This window comes from Nitrincola sp. A-D6 (assembly GCF_000764495.1).
Taxonomy (GTDB): Bacteria; Pseudomonadota; Gammaproteobacteria; order Pseudomonadales; family Balneatricaceae; genus Nitrincola.
Genome location: NZ_JRLB01000006.1, coordinates 19,083 through 33,633 on the forward strand (window position 1 = coordinate 19,083; position 14,551 = coordinate 33,633).

The window sequence follows — 14,551 nt, forward strand, 5'->3', positions numbered from 1 at the left end:
TTTTAGTAGGGCTTAGGGCTTTTATAGGGCTAGGTAGAGGGCTAGGGCTAATGGGATCGGATCTGTCTGACACGCCATAAACCCATCCCTGGGGGCTCCAGCGCGCCATCCCTGGCGCACAGGGTCAGCCAGCTCCAATCCCATCAGCCCTCTCAAACTTGGGTGCCAGCGTAAAGTCTAAAACCCCCAAGCCTTCTGGAGTCGGTATAAACGATGACCTTTACTGTCGTGCAGCAATCCGTATGCGATTGAATTTGGCACAGGGATTTGAGCAGGGTGGTGGTATCGCTTTGGGGTGACCCTCTGCCGCCCGGACGGCGGCAGTGGAGCGGTCAGGGATGACGAAAAGCGTGTCACCCCAAAGCGATACCACCACCCGGCGTGGCACAATCCAAGTATCACCCCACTAAGAAAATCACCAGTCGACGCGGTCCATGCGCACCCATCTGCAGTTTCTGTTCAATATCGGCACTGCGTGAAGGGCCGGTGATCATATTCACTGTGCGTGGCAGACCGGCCTGCTGTTCGCGCAAGCGAGCCCAGGCCTGTTCATACACCCCGACAATATCTTTACGCTGTAGCACCACCAGATGGTTATCCGGCAGAAAATTCAGCGTGGTAGGGCTATCCGGGCGGGAGTAAAGCATGAGTGTGCCGGTTTCGGCTATACCGAGAAACGCACTTGTCAGGCTGGCCAGGTCACCGGCCAGGGCTACACCGTCACGTACTTTCAGGCTGTCGGGCAGTTGCTGGCGCAGCGACTTGAGTGATGCATCTGTTGCCATCACCAGCTCGTCAATTCCTGTTGCATCGAGCCATTCGGCTACGGCGGCAGGCAATGCGCTGGCCTGTTTTAACTCAATCACTTCAGCTGCGGCTTCGCGGGCCATTTCAATAAATAGTGCCTGAGTTTGTGCCTCAGGTAGTTGTGCGCGCGCGGGTATCAGGTTGGCGGCATGGGTAGCGATGCGTGTTGCCACGCGTGTCTTTTCGGCTTCAGTCGCTTGCGTACGGCCTAAACCGCGGCGAATATTACCCAGAATTTCTGCTTTACTCATGATGATTTCCCCGCTTTCTGTTTTTCCTGCCACTGCTGCATAAAGGTTTTACCACTCGGTGCAGGCATCTCCCGACCATCAGTCCAGCCACCTGCCAGGGGCAGTTTACTGATACGGCCTTTTTTGCCCGCCATCAGCCGCAGTGCACGACTGCTCAGGGAGGTTACTGTGCGGTACAGGGCCGGGCGTTTGGCCAGATAACCCCAAATCCCCAGGCCCCAGCGTGCCGTGCGGGGTGTCAGGTGTTTTTCAAACTCATTTTTGCGCCAGTGCCGCATCAGTTTGGGCAGGGGGATACGTACCGGGCAAACCGATTCGCACTTGCCGCAGAAGGTCGATGCATTTGGCAGCAGCGCGGCGTTCTCTATGCCGATCATCTGCGGGGTTAGTACGGAGCCCATCGGGCCAGGGTAAACCCAGCCATAGCTGTGACCCCCTATGGCGCCATACACAGGGCAATGGTTCATGCAGGCGGCACAACGGATACAGCGCAGCATCTCCTGTAACTCCGTGCCAACCATATCGCTACGACCGTTATCGACCAGTACCACATGAAACTCTTCCGGACCATCCTGATCGCCTGGGCGACGTGGGCCGGTGGAGAGGGTGTTGTAGACGGTAAATTCCTGCCCTGTGGCTGAGCGTGCCAGCAGACGTAGAAACAGGGTCATATCTTCTAGCGTGGGCACTACCTTCTCAATAGAGGTCACAACAATATGGGTTTTTGGCAGGGTCTGGGTCAGATCGCCGTTGCCTTCGTTGGTGACAATAATGCTGGAGCCGGTTTCGGCAATCAGAAAGTTGGCACCAGTAATGCCGACATCAGCGGCAACAAACTTGGTGCGTAACTCTTCGCGTGCTTCCTGCATCAGCACCGCCGGGTCCATGGACTTGGGTTTGTGATGATGCTGATGGAAGGTTTCCGATACATCTTCCAGGTTTAAATGGATCGCTGGGGCGATGATATGGCTGGGGTGTTCACCGCGCAATTGCAGGATGTATTCACCCAAATCCGTTTCCACTGGAGTGACACCGTTGGCCTGGAGATAATCATTCAGGTTTATCTCTTCGGTAACCATGGATTTACCCTTGGTCACGGTTTTGGCGTCTTTGTCTTTACAGATTTTCAGAATGGTTTCGCGCGCCTCTTCGGCAGTGCGGCACCAGTGCACATGCCCACCATTTTCTATTACCTTGGCTTCAAAGGTTTCCAGGTAGATATCCAGGTGTTCGATAATATGGTTCTTCAGATCACGCGCATCATCGCGCAACTGATCAAATTCCGGCAGGCGCGCCATGGCCGCCGCGCGTTTGTGTGGAAAACCGGTTTTAACGTTACCCAGGGCTTTCTGCAGGCCGACATCCTGCAAAGCTATGCGTGCGTTGGCTTTAAAATCGGGGCTTGTAATTTGCATGTCCGGCTCCTGTTACAGCGATTTGCCAAGGGCATAGGCGGACTCGCCCAGTGCCGGTTGTGAGGTCATGTCTGCCAGTACTTCCACTATGTGGCGCACGGCTACGGGTTTGCCTTCACGCTGCAGTTTGCCAGCCATATTCAGCAGACATCCCAGATCGCCACCCAGCAGGGTTTGTGCACCCGACTGGCTGATGTTGTCGGTTTTGTTGCCGACCATGCGATTAGAAATTTCCGGATATTTGACACAGAAGGTGCCGCCGAAACCACAGCAGGTTTCGCTCTCTTCCATATCTTTCAGCTCAACCCCGTCCAACTGAGCCAGTAGCTGGCGTGGTTGCTGCTTAATACCCAGCTCACGCAGTCCTGAGCAGGAGTCATGATAAGTGACGCTGCCGTTGAACTGACTGCTGAACTGATCAAATTTCAGAATATCTACCAGAAAGGCGGTGATTTCGAAGGCACGTGCTTTAAGGGCGATGGCGCGGGCTTTCCAGGGATCTGCATCACTGAACAGCTCCGGATAGTGGTGCAGCATGCTGATGCAGGAACCCGAAGGGGCGACGACATATTCGTAGCCATCCAGCGCCGCAATAGTCTGGCGGGCAATGTCGGCTGAGGTATTGAAGTCGCCGCTGTTAAAAGCGGGTTGGCCGCAGCAGGTTTGTTGCTGCGGGACTTCGACCCGGCATCCGGCCATTTCCAGCAGTTTGATGGTGGCGAAGCCCACTTCAGGGCGGTAGAGATCAGTCAGGCAGGTGACAAACAGGCCGACAACAGGTTGACTCTTATTATCTTTCACACGCATTCCTCAGAGAACCGTAGAACAAAAAGCGGTAAACCGCCGTACATCACTACAAGATAGGCGAGGGAGCGCGTAAAATAAACACTAACCCCTAAAGTGGTCTGACCAAGGTGGCGGCTTGAAACGCAATGAACCCCTAAGTACTCAAAATGCGCTGCTGCAGCAACTCACCGGCTTATCGCCACGGGTGAGTTGATTCCTGGTGCCCGGCTGCCATCTGAGCGGACACTGGCTGCGGCGCATAGCGTGTCGCGTGCGAGTGTGCGTCAGGCGCTGCAGGCGTTGCAGGGGCAGGATTTGATAGAAACCCGTCATGGTGGGGGGAGTCGCTGCTTTAATTTGCTGCAAGCGCATCTGGATCTGCCCAGTCGGGTGCCGACAGTCGTGCCCTGCAGCTTGAGGTAATGGAGGTGCGGGCCTTGTTGGAAGGCGAGGCGGCCTATTATTGTGCTTTACGTGCCAGCGATGCGCAGCTGGCGGCATTGGCGACCGAGTATCAGGCCATGCAGCGGCGTAATCAGGGCAAATCCACTCTGCATAAAGCCAAGGAAGACTTAACCTTTCATATGATGATTGCCGAATCGAGTCATCACTTGCTGGTAGTGAGTTTCAGTCAGCTATTTTATGCGCGCTATTTTAATGCCATACATCAGCACTATCGACCACGCTGAAGCGTTATGGGCGTTATCCGGAGGGTATAGGGCAGCAGCATGACAAAATACACCGCGCGATCCAGGCGCGTAATGCGGAGCAGGCGCGTACACAAGCCCGAGAGCATATTCTGTATACGCGCCGTTTGTTGGAAAAAGCCTAGCCTTGCCTGATATGGTTAGGCAATTTTCTTTTCGATGGCCAGCGCTAACTGGCTTCGGGAGAAGGCATTTAATACCGCTTGAAGTGTTGCTGCCGATGTGTCCTCGGCCACAGTCACCGCGGCATAGGTTACCCCATCGACCTTCAGCGCCACACAGGCCTGTGCCTGGGCATGGGTACCTTCGGTCAGAGCCCGTTCATCGAACTGCAGTATCTCAATGCCTACACCAAAACGTTTTTCCAACGCATTGACCAGTGCATCAACGGCCCCGCTACCCTGTCCCTGGAATACGGGTAATTGTGTGGTTACCTTAAAGCTGCCCTTCACCACGCCTTGTTCAGCATGCAGATCATAGTCGATTAACGCCCAGTCTTTATGCGTGGTGTTGAAACATTCATCAAACAAGGATTTGATCTGTAATGAAGTGATTTCTGCACCGGTCTGTTCCGAAGCTTTTTGCACCACACGGCTGATTTCACTGTGCATCCATTTGGGTAACGCAATACCATAGTCGCGCTCCAGTACCAGTGCGATACCGCCTTTGCCACTCTGGCTGTTGATGCGTACCACCGCTTCGTATTCACGCCCTATGTCGCGCGGATCGATGGGTAGATAGGCGACCTCCCAATGGGGAAGCTGATGGCTCTCGTGGTAGTTGATGGATTTACGGATGGCATCCTGATGGCTGCCGGAGAATGCGGTATACACCAGCTCGCCCGCCCAGGGGTGACGCGCCGCTACTGGCAGTCTCAGTGCAGTACTCAACCACCTGGATAATCTCCTTGATATTGGAAAAATTCAGCTGAGGATCCACGCCCTGAGAATAAAGGTTCATCCCCAGGGTGACGATATCCATATTGCCGGTACGCTCACCATTACCTAACAGGGTGCCCTCAATCCTGTCGGCACCGGCCATAATGCCCAGCTCTGCCGCCGCGACACCACAGCCGCGATCATTGTGGGTATGCAAGCTGATGATAACCTGTGAGCGTCTGGGTAGATGGCGGCAGAAATACTCTATCTGGTCAGCAAACACATTGGGCGTCGACATCTCAACTGTTGCCGGCAAATTGATAATCACCTTACGTCCGTTTTCCGGTTGCCATTCAGCAATCACCGCGTCACAAACCTCAATGGCATAGTCCAGCTCAGTACCGGTAAAGCTTTCTGGTGAATATTGAAAAGCCCAATCGGTTTGCGGATACCTGGCGGCATAATCACGCACCCAGCGCGCACCCTGAACAGCAATCGCTTTGATGCCATCACGATCCAGTCTAAACACCTGTTCGCGCTGTACGGTGGAGGTTGAGTTGTACACATGCACTATCGCCTGTTTCGCACCTTCCAACGCTTCATAGGAGCGCGCGATCAGATCTTCACGTGCCTGAGTGAGTACCTGAATGGTGACATCAGCAGGAATCAAGTCTTCGGTAATCAGTTTGCGTACAAAATCAAAGTCCGGCTGAGACGCAGATGGAAAGCCCACCTCAATTTCCTTAAAACCCAGTTTGACCAGCAGTTCAAACATGCGCGTCTTTTGATCCACATTCATCGGATTGATCAGCGCCTGATTACCGTCGCGTAGATCAACGCTGCACCAGTGAGGCGCCTGGGTGATCTGCTGATCGGGCCAGGTGCGATCGGTTAAGCGAATCGGTGTAAATGCACGGTATTTGCGATGATCAAACATGCTGAAGTCCTTAGAATCGGATTAACTGAGTACAGAGCCAAGTTTACGCGCTTGTCAGCGCAATAGGGTTGCTAAATCAGGTTTGTTTGCTGAGTTTGCGCAATTATAGTGTTGAGTATTACTATTAGGGTTATAAATTATTGCGCTAACTGGTTTTTGGGTGATGTATGAATGTTGAACTGGATCGTTTTGATATAAAAATATTGCAGTGGTTGCAGGTTGATGCCTCTATCTCCAATCAGGAGCTGGCTGACCGCATTGGACTCACCGCCGCACCCTGTTCCCGGCGGGTCAAGCAGCTGCTGGATAGTGGTGTGATCGAGCGTCAGGTAGTGCGGGTGAACGAGCGTAAAGTGGGGCTGAATCTGATTGCAATGCTGCATATCATTATGGATAAGCATATCCCTGAGCGCTTTGAAGCCTTCGAAGCCGCCATTGCCGATATTCCTGAGGTGATGGAATGCTACCTGATCACCGGTCATGATGCCGACTACCAGCTCAAAGTCGCCGTCGCCGATATGGACAGCTACCACGATATCCTGCTGGGGAAAATCACCCGCATCACTGGAGTGAGTGGGGTTAAATCATCTTTCATCATGCGTAAGGTGGTCGATACTACGGCGGTGCCGTTGCATTATATTAGGTAGCTGTCTTAGTAGTAGAGCGGGGCAGTATGACGGGTTTTGCCTGACACGCCATAAACTCATCCCTGAGGGCTCACTGCCGCCATCCCTGGCGGCAGAGGTCAGGCAAAACCCATCACACCGCCCCGCTTGATAGCGCGGTGCCTAAGGAAAACACTGATGGCACCCAGTTCAAATAATGGCTTAGCTTTTGTTTAGCCGTTGGCACGAGATCCTTGGGAGGGTGTGCTGCTCGCTATGTCTGACTGTCTGCTGCCAGGACGGCAGCAGCCAAGCGGTCAGGGATGACGAAAAGCGTGTCAGACATAGTGAGTAGCGCACCCGTACCACAACCGAGATTCCATACGGATTTACTGCATCCGCACCACCAACGCTAGAAAATCAGCCCAAAATCTGTATAATATTCACCCGCTGTACTTGGTTTGTACGGCTTTTTATTTTCCAGCATTCACATGCTTATGTGGCCTGTCGTAGGGGTCACCACTAAGATAAGGACTAAACATGCCCGTAATTACGCTTCCGGACGGCAGTTCGCGCCAGTTCGATCACCCCGTTTCTGTATTTGATGTCGCCGCTGATATTGGCGCAGGTCTGGCCAAAGCCGCCTTGGCCGGTAAGGTTAATGGTGAATTGGTTGATACCAGTTATACCATCGACACAGATGTTCAATTGGCCATCGTCACGGCACGAGACGAAGAGGGCGTGGATGTTATCCGCCATTCGTGTGCCCACTTGATGGCTATGGCAGTACAGGATCTGTTTCCGGGTGCCCAGGTCACCATCGGTCCGGTGATCGACAACGGCTTCTACTATGACTTTGCCTATGAACGTCCGTTTACCCCGGAAGATCTGGAGAAAATCGAAGCGCGCATGCATGCGCTGTCGAAGCAGAATCTGCCGGTCGAACGTTCCTTGATGAGCCGTGATGAAGCGGTGGCACTGTTTGAAGAGATGGGCGAGTCCTACAAGGTTGAGATCATCAGTGATATCCCTTCAGACCAGCCGCTGTCCTTCTATAAGCAGGGTGAATTCCTCGACCTGTGTCGTGGTCCACACGTGCCTTCAACCGGTCACATTAAAGTCTTCAAGCTGATGAAGGTTGCGGGTGCCTACTGGCGTGGTAATTCTGACAATGAAATGCTGCAGCGTATTTATGGTACCGCCTGGGGCGATAAGAAAGATCTGAAAGACTACCTGTTCCGGTTAGAAGAAGCGGAGAAGCGTGACCACCGCAAGCTGGGTAAGTCACTGCATCTGTTCCATATGCAGGAAGAAGCGCCGGGTATGGTGTTTTGGCATCCGCATGGCTGGACAGTGTATCAGCAGATTGAACAGTACATGCGTGCCAAGCAGATCAAACATGGCTATCAGGAAATCAAAACGCCGATGGTGGTTGAGCGTTCCCTATGGGAAAAATCCGGACACTGGGATAAATTCCACGAAGAAATGTTCACCACGCATTCCGAAAGTCGCGACTTTGCCATCAAGCCAATGAACTGTCCCTGCCATGTGCAGGTGTTCAATCAGGGGCTGCGTTCGTATCGTGATCTGCCGCTGCGTTTGGCTGAGTTTGGTTCCTGTCATCGTAATGAACCCTCCGGTGCGCTGCATGGCATTATGCGTGTACGGGGATTTGTGCAGGATGACGCGCATATTTTCTGTGCGGAAAACACCATTCAGAAAGAAGTGGCCGATTTCATCAATTTCCTGCATGAAGTCTATAACGATTTTGGCTTCACCAATGTCATCTATAAGCTATCCACCCGTCCGGAAAAACGTGTGGGTTCGGATGAAAGCTGGGATAAAGCTGAAAAGGCTCTGGCAGATGCGCTGAATGCGGCCGGTCTGGATTGGGATGAGTTACCTGGTGAAGGTGCTTTTTACGGACCGAAAATCGAATTTTCGCTCAAGGATTGCCTGGGGCGTGTGTGGCAATGTGGCACGATTCAGGTGGATTTCTCCATGCCAGGGCGCCTTGGAGCACAATTTGTTAACGAAGTAGGCGATAGAGAAGTGCCTGTTATGTTACATCGTGCTATCCTAGGCTCCTTCGAGCGGTTTATCGGTATTCTGATCGAACACTATGCAGGTGCTTTGCCAGTTTGGTTGAGTCCTGTTCAAGCGGTGTTGTTGAATATTACCGATAAACAGGCAGATTTTTGCCAGAAAGTGAACGAAAAACTGCAAGAAGCAGGAATACGTTCACAGATAGACTTGAGAAACGAGAAGATCGGCTTTAAAATCCGCGAGCACACTTTGCAGAAAGTCCCTTACCTCTTGGTAATGGGCGATAAAGAAGTGGAATCCGGAACCGTAGCAGTGCGTACGCGCTCCGGTCAGGATCTAGGCAGTCTTCCCGTTGATGCGCTGATCGAACTACTGAAATCAGACATCAGCCGCAAGTCGGCTCAAGAATAAAGAATTCGTCAGGAGATAGTGCTATCAGGCGTGATAACAAAAGAGGTGGCCGTGCGCCGTTGCCACCCATTAATGAAAATATCCGTGCAACCGAACTGCGCTTAATTGCCGCAGACGGTGCACAGGTTGGTATCGTAACGATTGATCAGGCGCTTGAGCTCGCTCTCGCGTCTGAACTTGACCTGGTTCAGATCTCTGATTCTGATCCCATCGTCTGTAAGATCATGGACTATGGTAAGCATCAGTATGAACTGAAGAAAAAAGCAAATGAGGCTAAGAAAAAACAGACTCAGATGCAGGTCAAGGAAGTGAAATTCCGTCCCGGTACGGATGAAGGGGATTATCAGGTAAAACTGCGCAACCTGATACGTTTCCTTGAAAGCGGAGACAAAACCAAGGTAACCCTTAGGTTTCGTGGTCGTGAGATGGCTCACCAGGAGCTGGGTATGCAATTGTTGCAGCGGATCGAAGCTGATCTGTCTGAATTCGGCATTGTAGAACAGCATCCGAAAATGGAAGGTCGTCAAATGGTCATGGTTGTTGCTCCGAAGAAGAAATAGTCATCCAGGCTGCAGACCCGCCCGCCACACAGTCATCTGAGTGGCGGGCGGGTTTTGTTGTTTCGCGTGTGACTGATTAATAAACGAATGCGTGGAGTGAAAGTAATGCCAAAGATTAAAACTGTCCGCGGTGCGGCAAAGCGTTTCAAAAAAACTGCGAATGGCATCAAGCACAAGCAGTCCTTTAAAAGCCACATTCTGACCAAGAAGAGCACCAAGCGTAAGCGTCAGCTGCGCCCGATGATGCAGGTTCACGAGAGTGATGTGAAACTTGTTAAACGTATGCTCCCGACACTTTAAGTGTTACTTGAGTCAAGACTGAAATTTTATAGGAAGGAAATGTTATGCCTCGCGTAAAACGTGGTGTTGTGGCGCGTCGTCGTCATAAGAAAATTCTGAAACTGGCCAAGGGTTACTATGGTGCCCGTAGCCGTGTATTCCGTGTAGCCAAACAGGCGGTTATCAAAGCCGGTCAGTATGCTTACCGTGACCGTCGTCAACGTAAGCGTCAGTTCCGTGCTCTGTGGATCGCTCGTATCAATGCGGCCGCACGTATTAATGGTCTGTCTTACAGCCGTTTCATTGCTGGTCTGAAAAAAGCCAACATTGAAATCGACCGTAAAGTGCTGGCTGATCTGGCTGTGAATCAGCAGAATGCCTTCGCTGCCGTGGTTGAAAAGGCCAAAGTAGCGCTGGCGTAAGCCAACACCCACCTATTGGTAGGTTAGAAACTGACAGATAAGGGGAGGGGTGTATACCTTCCCCTTTTTTATGCGGAGTTGAAACAATGGAAAATCTTGCACAACTGTTAGAACAGGGCAAGCAAGCGGTAGCGCAGGCTGATAATGTCAGGCTGCTGGATGAGGTGCGCGTTCAGTACCTGGGTAAGAAAGGTGAGCTTACCCAGTTATTGAAAGGCCTGGGTAAGCTCTCGGCAGAAGACCGTCCCGCGGCTGGTGCAAAGATCAACGAAGCTAAAGACGTCTTGCAGGCCGAACTGGATCAACGTCGCGATGCGCTGGAAGCGGATGCGCTGAGTGCAAAACTCGCGGCTGAGCAGATCGACGTAACCCTGCCGGGTCGTGGACAGGGCCTGGGAGGCATGCACCCAGTCACCCGCACGCTGGAGCGTATCGAGGCCTTTTTCGGTAGCATCGGCTTCAGTGTCGCCGAAGGCCCGGAAGTGGAAGATGACTACCACAACTTTGAAGCACTGAATATTCCGGCGCATCACCCGGCGCGTGCCATGCACGATACCTTCTATTTTGATGCCCACACCTTGTTGCGCACGCATACCTCACCTGTGCAGGTGCGTACCATGGAAACCAAGCAGCCACCAATCCGGATCATCTGTCCGGGCCGTGTGTACCGCTGTGATTATGACCAGACTCACTCACCCATGTTTCATCAGGTAGAAGGGTTGCTGATAGATAAAAATGTCAGTTTTGCCGATCTGAAAGGCACGCTGGAAGAGTTTCTGCGTGAGTTCTTTGAAGAAGATGTCAAAGTGCGCTTCCGCCCCTCTTATTTCCCCTTTACCGAGCCGTCTATCGAAGTGGATATCGACCGGGGTGATGGCAAGTGGTTAGAAGTTCTGGGTTGCGGCATGGTACACCCGAAAGTATTCGAATATTCCGGTATCGACCCCGAAGTCTACACCGGCTTTGCCTTTGGTATGGGGGTGGAGCGTCTGGCGATGCTGCGTTACGGCGTCAACGACCTGCGTCTGTTCTTCGAAAATGATCTGCGTTTTTTAGGTCAGTTTCGCTAAGTCGCCGTCATCGTCAGCTTTAAGGATTAACAGGAAAGAACAATGAAATTCAGTGAACAGTGGTTACGTGAATGGGTAGAGCCCGCCCTGGCAACACAGGCGCTGGCCGATCAGTTGAGCCTGGCTGGCTTGGAAGTCGATGACGTCAGTAGCGTTGCAGGTGAATTCAACGGTGTGGTCGTGGCTGAAATCATTTCGGCGGAGCAGCATCCAGATGCCGATAAGCTCAAACTCTGTCAGGTTAGTGATGGTAGCGAGACCTTTCAGGTCGTGTGTGGTGCAGCCAATGCCCGCGCAGGCCTGAAAACCGCCTTTGCCCGTGTTGGAGCCACCTTACCGGGTGATTTCCGTATCAAGCGTGCCAAGTTACGTGGCGTTGAGTCTATGGGCATGCTCTGTGCTGAAGATGAACTGGGCTTGTCTGACGATCATGGCGGCATCATGGAACTGGCGGTTGATGCCCCTGTCGGTGCTGATCTGCGTGACTACCTGAATCTGAACGATAGCCTGATCGATGTTGATCTGACCCCGAACCGTGGCGACTGTCTGAGCATTGCCGGGCTGGCCCGTGAAGTGGGTGTGTTGAATAAGGTGCCGGTTAATCAGCTCAGCATTCAGCCAGTTGCAGCTGTGTGTGAGGCTACCTTCCCCGTCACGCTCACTGCCCCGATGCCTGCCCACGTTATGTTGGCCGGGTGATTCGCAATATCAATCCCGGTGCGAAAACGCCACTGTGGATGCAGGAAAAACTGCGCCGCTCCGGGATTCGCAGTATTGATCCGGTCGTGGATGTAACCAACTATATCCTGCTGGAGCTGGGGCAGCCGATGCATGCCTTCGACCTGCAGAAGCTAAGCCAGGGTATTGAAGTGCGCATGGCGCAAGCGGGTGAAACCCTGGTGCTGCTGGATGAGACCGAAGTAACATTAAATGCAGACACCCTGTTGATCACCGATGCAAAAGGTCCGTTGGCCATGGCCGGAATCATGGGTGGCGATGCCAGTGGTGTGACCGCTGAAACCCGTGACATCTTCCTCGAAAGCGCCTACTTCAACCCCCTGTCTATTGTGGGTAGAGCACGCAACTACGGCCTGCACACAGATTCCTCGCACCGCTTTGAGCGCGGCGTAGACTGGCAGTTACAGCGTGTGGCCATTGAGCGTGCCACCGCCTTGCTGCTCGACATCGTCGGTGGTGAGCCAGGTCCTGTGACCGAAGCGGTGAGTGAAACTGATTTACCTGTTACACCGGTGGTGCGTCTGCGGGATGCCAAAATCAACGCCATGCTGGCGATGGAAATGCCCAGTGCTACCGTTGAAGATATCCTGACGCGTCTGGGTATGACCCTGACTCGCAAAGCCGAGCAGGCCGCCTGGGATGTGCAAGTACCGTCCTGGCGTTTCGATATCACCCTGGAAGTTGATCTGATTGAAGAGATAGCGCGGGTGTACGGTTATGACAATTTACCGGTACGTATTCCCATTGCCCAGTTACCGCTGCCGCCTATTGCTGAAGCGCGGGTTGAGCTGGCACGTATTCGTCGTCATCTGATCAGCCGTAACTATCAGGAAGCGGTTACCTATAGCTTCATTGAAGCCGGTTTGTCTGCCCTGTTTGATCCGGATACCCAGCCTCTGGCGCTGGCAAACCCCATTTCAGCCGAAATGGCGGTGATGCGTACCACTCTCTGGCCGGGTCTGATCAAAGCGGTGCAGTATAATCAAAACCGTCAGCAGTCACGTATTCGTATGTTTGAGACGGGGCAGCGTTTTGTACCTCAGGGCGATACCCTGGTGCAGGAAAATGCCATTGCCGGTGTTATTACCGGCACGCGTGATGCCGAAGCTGGATGGCCAGTAAAGATAAAGTCGACTTTTTTGACATCAAAGGCGATGTTGAAACCCTGCTGGCGCTGGGTGGTAGTGCCGAGAGCTTCCGCTTTGTCGCAGCAGAGCACCCGGCACTGCATCCTGGGCAGTCAGCAAGAATCGAGCGTGAGGGTGAAACACTGGGTTACATCGGTGCGCTACATCCCTTATTGCTGAAAAAACTCGACCTGAATGGCCCTGTTTATCTATTTGAATTAAAACAGGATATTGTTACAGCAGGGCGCCTGCCACGCTATAGCGTTTTGTCGAAATTCCCGGAGATGCGCCGTGATCTGTCACTGCTGGTGGATGAGCATGTCAGCTACGATGCTATCCGTGAAGTGGTTACCCAATCGGCGGGTGATGCACTGAAAAAGGTCACGCTTTTTGACCTTTACCAGGGACAAGGCATTGAAGCAGGTAGAAAAAGTCTCGCTTTGGGCTTGACCTGGCAGCATCCTTCGCGCACTCTTACTGATGAAGAAATAAACAATAGCGTATCAGCTGTTGTGGCAGCACTGACGACACATTGCGGTGCATCGTTAAGAGATTAAAGACAGGGTGATTGTCATGGGCTCTTTGACCAAAGCCGAGATGGCTGAGCGTTTGTTCGACGAACTGGGTTTGAATAAGCGTGAAGCTAAAGAGATGGTTGAATCTTTTTTTAACGAAATACGAGAATGTCTGGCATCCAATGAGCAGGTGAAACTCTCAGGCTTCGGCAACTTTGACCTGCGCGACAAGCGCCAGCGTCCTGGCCGTAATCCGAAAACCGGAGAGGAAGTGCCTATTTCGGCGCGCCGGGTAGTTACATTCAGGCCAGGCCAGAAACTGAAGGAGCGTGTGGACATCTATGCCGGCAGCCGGAGAGAAGAATCCTGAGCTGGAGCCCATTCCGAGCAAACGCTATTTTACCATCGGTGAGGCCGCCAAACTTTGCGACCTCAAACCGCATGTGTTGCGTTATTGGGAACAGGAATTCCAGCAGATACAGCCGGTCAAACGGAATAACCGCCGCTATTATCAGCGTCAGGACCTGTTGCTGATCCGTCAGATACGTAGCCTGCTTTACGAACAGGGTTTTACCATCACAGGTGCCAGGCAATGGCTCAGTGGTGATGAAGCCAATGACGATACCGCACGCTACCAACAGCTACTTCGCCAGACCGTAAAAGAGCTGGAAGAGATACTAAAAGCGCTAAAATCGGTTAAATAATTGCTTCACAGATTCAAAAGCTTAGTGTACTATTTGCAACCTCAATCGGATCAGTGCAACACTGATCCCGCCTTAGTCGGGGCGTAGCGCAGCCTGGTAGCGCACTTGCATGGGGTGCAAGGGGTCGCAGGTTCAAATCCTGCCGTCCCGACCAATTAATTCAAAGACTTACATGAATCGCCGCTTGGCGATTTTTTGCTTTCTGGGGTTTATGGCCTTTCTGGTGCCCGTTCTGTGACCGTTTGAGATTAGCTTATCTTCTTATGAGTTTGATGTCGTGACGAGTGAATCAA

Annotated in this window: 13 protein-coding genes, 1 tRNA gene and 2 pseudogenes; 12 read left to right on the forward strand and 4 right to left on the reverse strand. The window is 52.5% G+C overall.

Features of this window, described 5'->3' with window-relative positions:
* Positions 1 to 398: 398 nt before the first annotated feature.
* From LH51_RS00905 to LH51_RS00915, 3 genes are read right to left on the reverse strand one after another with little or no spacing between them, the layout of a single operon-like run.
* On the reverse strand, positions 399 to 1,058 hold the full coding sequence (locus LH51_RS00905) for a LutC/YkgG family protein (protein ID WP_036518893.1): 660 nt from the start codon (positions 1,056 to 1,058) through the stop codon (positions 399 to 401).
* Positions 1,055 to 2,473, reverse strand: coding sequence for a LutB/LldF family L-lactate oxidation iron-sulfur protein (locus LH51_RS00910; RefSeq protein ID WP_036518896.1), 1,419 nt, complete (start codon positions 2,471 to 2,473; stop codon positions 1,055 to 1,057). Before LH51_RS00910 ends, LH51_RS00905 begins: the two co-directional genes overlap by 4 nt.
* 12 nt (positions 2,474 to 2,485) lie before the next feature.
* Positions 2,486 to 3,274 carry a (Fe-S)-binding protein gene (locus LH51_RS00915; protein WP_235263378.1) on the reverse strand — a complete coding sequence of 263 codons (789 nt, stop codon included), beginning with the start codon at positions 3,272 to 3,274 and terminating at the stop codon, positions 2,486 to 2,488.
* A gap of 195 nt (positions 3,275 to 3,469) precedes the next feature.
* On the opposite strand from LH51_RS00915, the gene LH51_RS21870 reads away from it, so the two are divergent.
* Together LH51_RS21870 and LH51_RS21875 are read left to right on the forward strand one after the other, a co-directional pair.
* Entirely contained in the window at positions 3,470 to 3,682 is a 213-nt protein-coding gene (locus LH51_RS21870) for a FadR/GntR family transcriptional regulator (RefSeq protein ID WP_052063325.1), read from the forward strand.
* Between the two features lie 5 nt (positions 3,683 to 3,687).
* The gene (locus LH51_RS21875) at positions 3,688 to 3,948 is read left to right on the forward strand and encodes an FCD domain-containing protein (RefSeq protein WP_235263379.1); all 261 of its coding nucleotides are present in this window, start codon (positions 3,688 to 3,690) and stop codon (positions 3,946 to 3,948) included.
* 158 nt (positions 3,949 to 4,106) lie between these two features.
* On the opposite strand, the pseudogene leuA reads toward LH51_RS21875, so the two are convergent.
* Positions 4,107 to 5,781, reverse strand: a pseudogene (leuA, locus tag LH51_RS00925) (2-isopropylmalate synthase).
* Between the two features lie 167 nt (positions 5,782 to 5,948).
* Between leuA and LH51_RS00930 the strand changes: the two are divergent.
* From LH51_RS00930 to LH51_RS00975, 10 genes and pseudogenes are all read left to right on the forward strand, one after another.
* Entirely contained in the window at positions 5,949 to 6,428 is a 480-nt protein-coding gene (locus LH51_RS00930; RefSeq protein WP_036518902.1) for an Lrp/AsnC family transcriptional regulator, read from the forward strand.
* A gap of 498 nt (positions 6,429 to 6,926) precedes the next feature.
* Positions 6,927 to 8,843 carry a threonine--tRNA ligase gene (gene thrS / locus LH51_RS00935; RefSeq protein ID WP_036518904.1) on the forward strand — a complete coding sequence of 639 codons (1,917 nt, stop codon included), beginning with the start codon at positions 6,927 to 6,929 and terminating at the stop codon, positions 8,841 to 8,843.
* Positions 8,844 to 8,902: 59 nt separating this feature from the next.
* Complete coding sequence (gene infC / locus LH51_RS00940) at positions 8,903 to 9,403, forward strand: translation initiation factor IF-3 (protein ID WP_235263381.1); 501 nt, start codon at positions 8,903 to 8,905, stop codon at positions 9,401 to 9,403.
* A gap of 105 nt (positions 9,404 to 9,508) precedes the next feature.
* Positions 9,509 to 9,703 carry a 50S ribosomal protein L35 gene (gene rpmI, locus LH51_RS00945; protein WP_036518908.1) on the forward strand — a complete coding sequence of 65 codons (195 nt, stop codon included), beginning with the start codon at positions 9,509 to 9,511 and terminating at the stop codon, positions 9,701 to 9,703.
* A gap of 44 nt (positions 9,704 to 9,747) precedes the next feature.
* Positions 9,748 to 10,104: a 50S ribosomal protein L20 gene (gene rplT, locus LH51_RS00950; protein WP_036518910.1), complete on the forward strand. Its 357-nt coding sequence runs from the start codon at positions 9,748 to 9,750 to the stop codon at positions 10,102 to 10,104.
* Between the two features lie 86 nt (positions 10,105 to 10,190).
* Positions 10,191 to 11,174 (forward strand): phenylalanine--tRNA ligase subunit alpha, encoded by a 984-nt coding sequence (gene pheS / locus LH51_RS00955; protein WP_036518912.1) that lies wholly within the window; start codon positions 10,191 to 10,193, stop codon positions 11,172 to 11,174.
* A gap of 42 nt (positions 11,175 to 11,216) precedes the next feature.
* Positions 11,217 to 13,596 (forward strand): annotated as a pseudogene (pheT, locus tag LH51_RS00960) (phenylalanine--tRNA ligase subunit beta).
* Between the two features lie 16 nt (positions 13,597 to 13,612).
* Positions 13,613 to 13,924 (forward strand): integration host factor subunit alpha, encoded by a 312-nt coding sequence (ihfA, locus tag LH51_RS00965; RefSeq protein WP_036518915.1) that lies wholly within the window; start codon positions 13,613 to 13,615, stop codon positions 13,922 to 13,924.
* Positions 13,896 to 14,258, forward strand: a complete 363-nt coding sequence (locus tag LH51_RS00970) for a MerR family transcriptional regulator (RefSeq protein WP_036518917.1) — start codon at positions 13,896 to 13,898, stop codon at positions 14,256 to 14,258. The genes ihfA and LH51_RS00970 overlap by 29 nt, the downstream gene beginning before the upstream one ends.
* Positions 14,259 to 14,335: 77 nt before the next feature.
* Positions 14,336 to 14,412: transfer RNA gene (locus LH51_RS00975), tRNA-Pro, on the forward strand.
* The last annotated feature ends 139 nt before the right edge of the window (positions 14,413 to 14,551 follow it).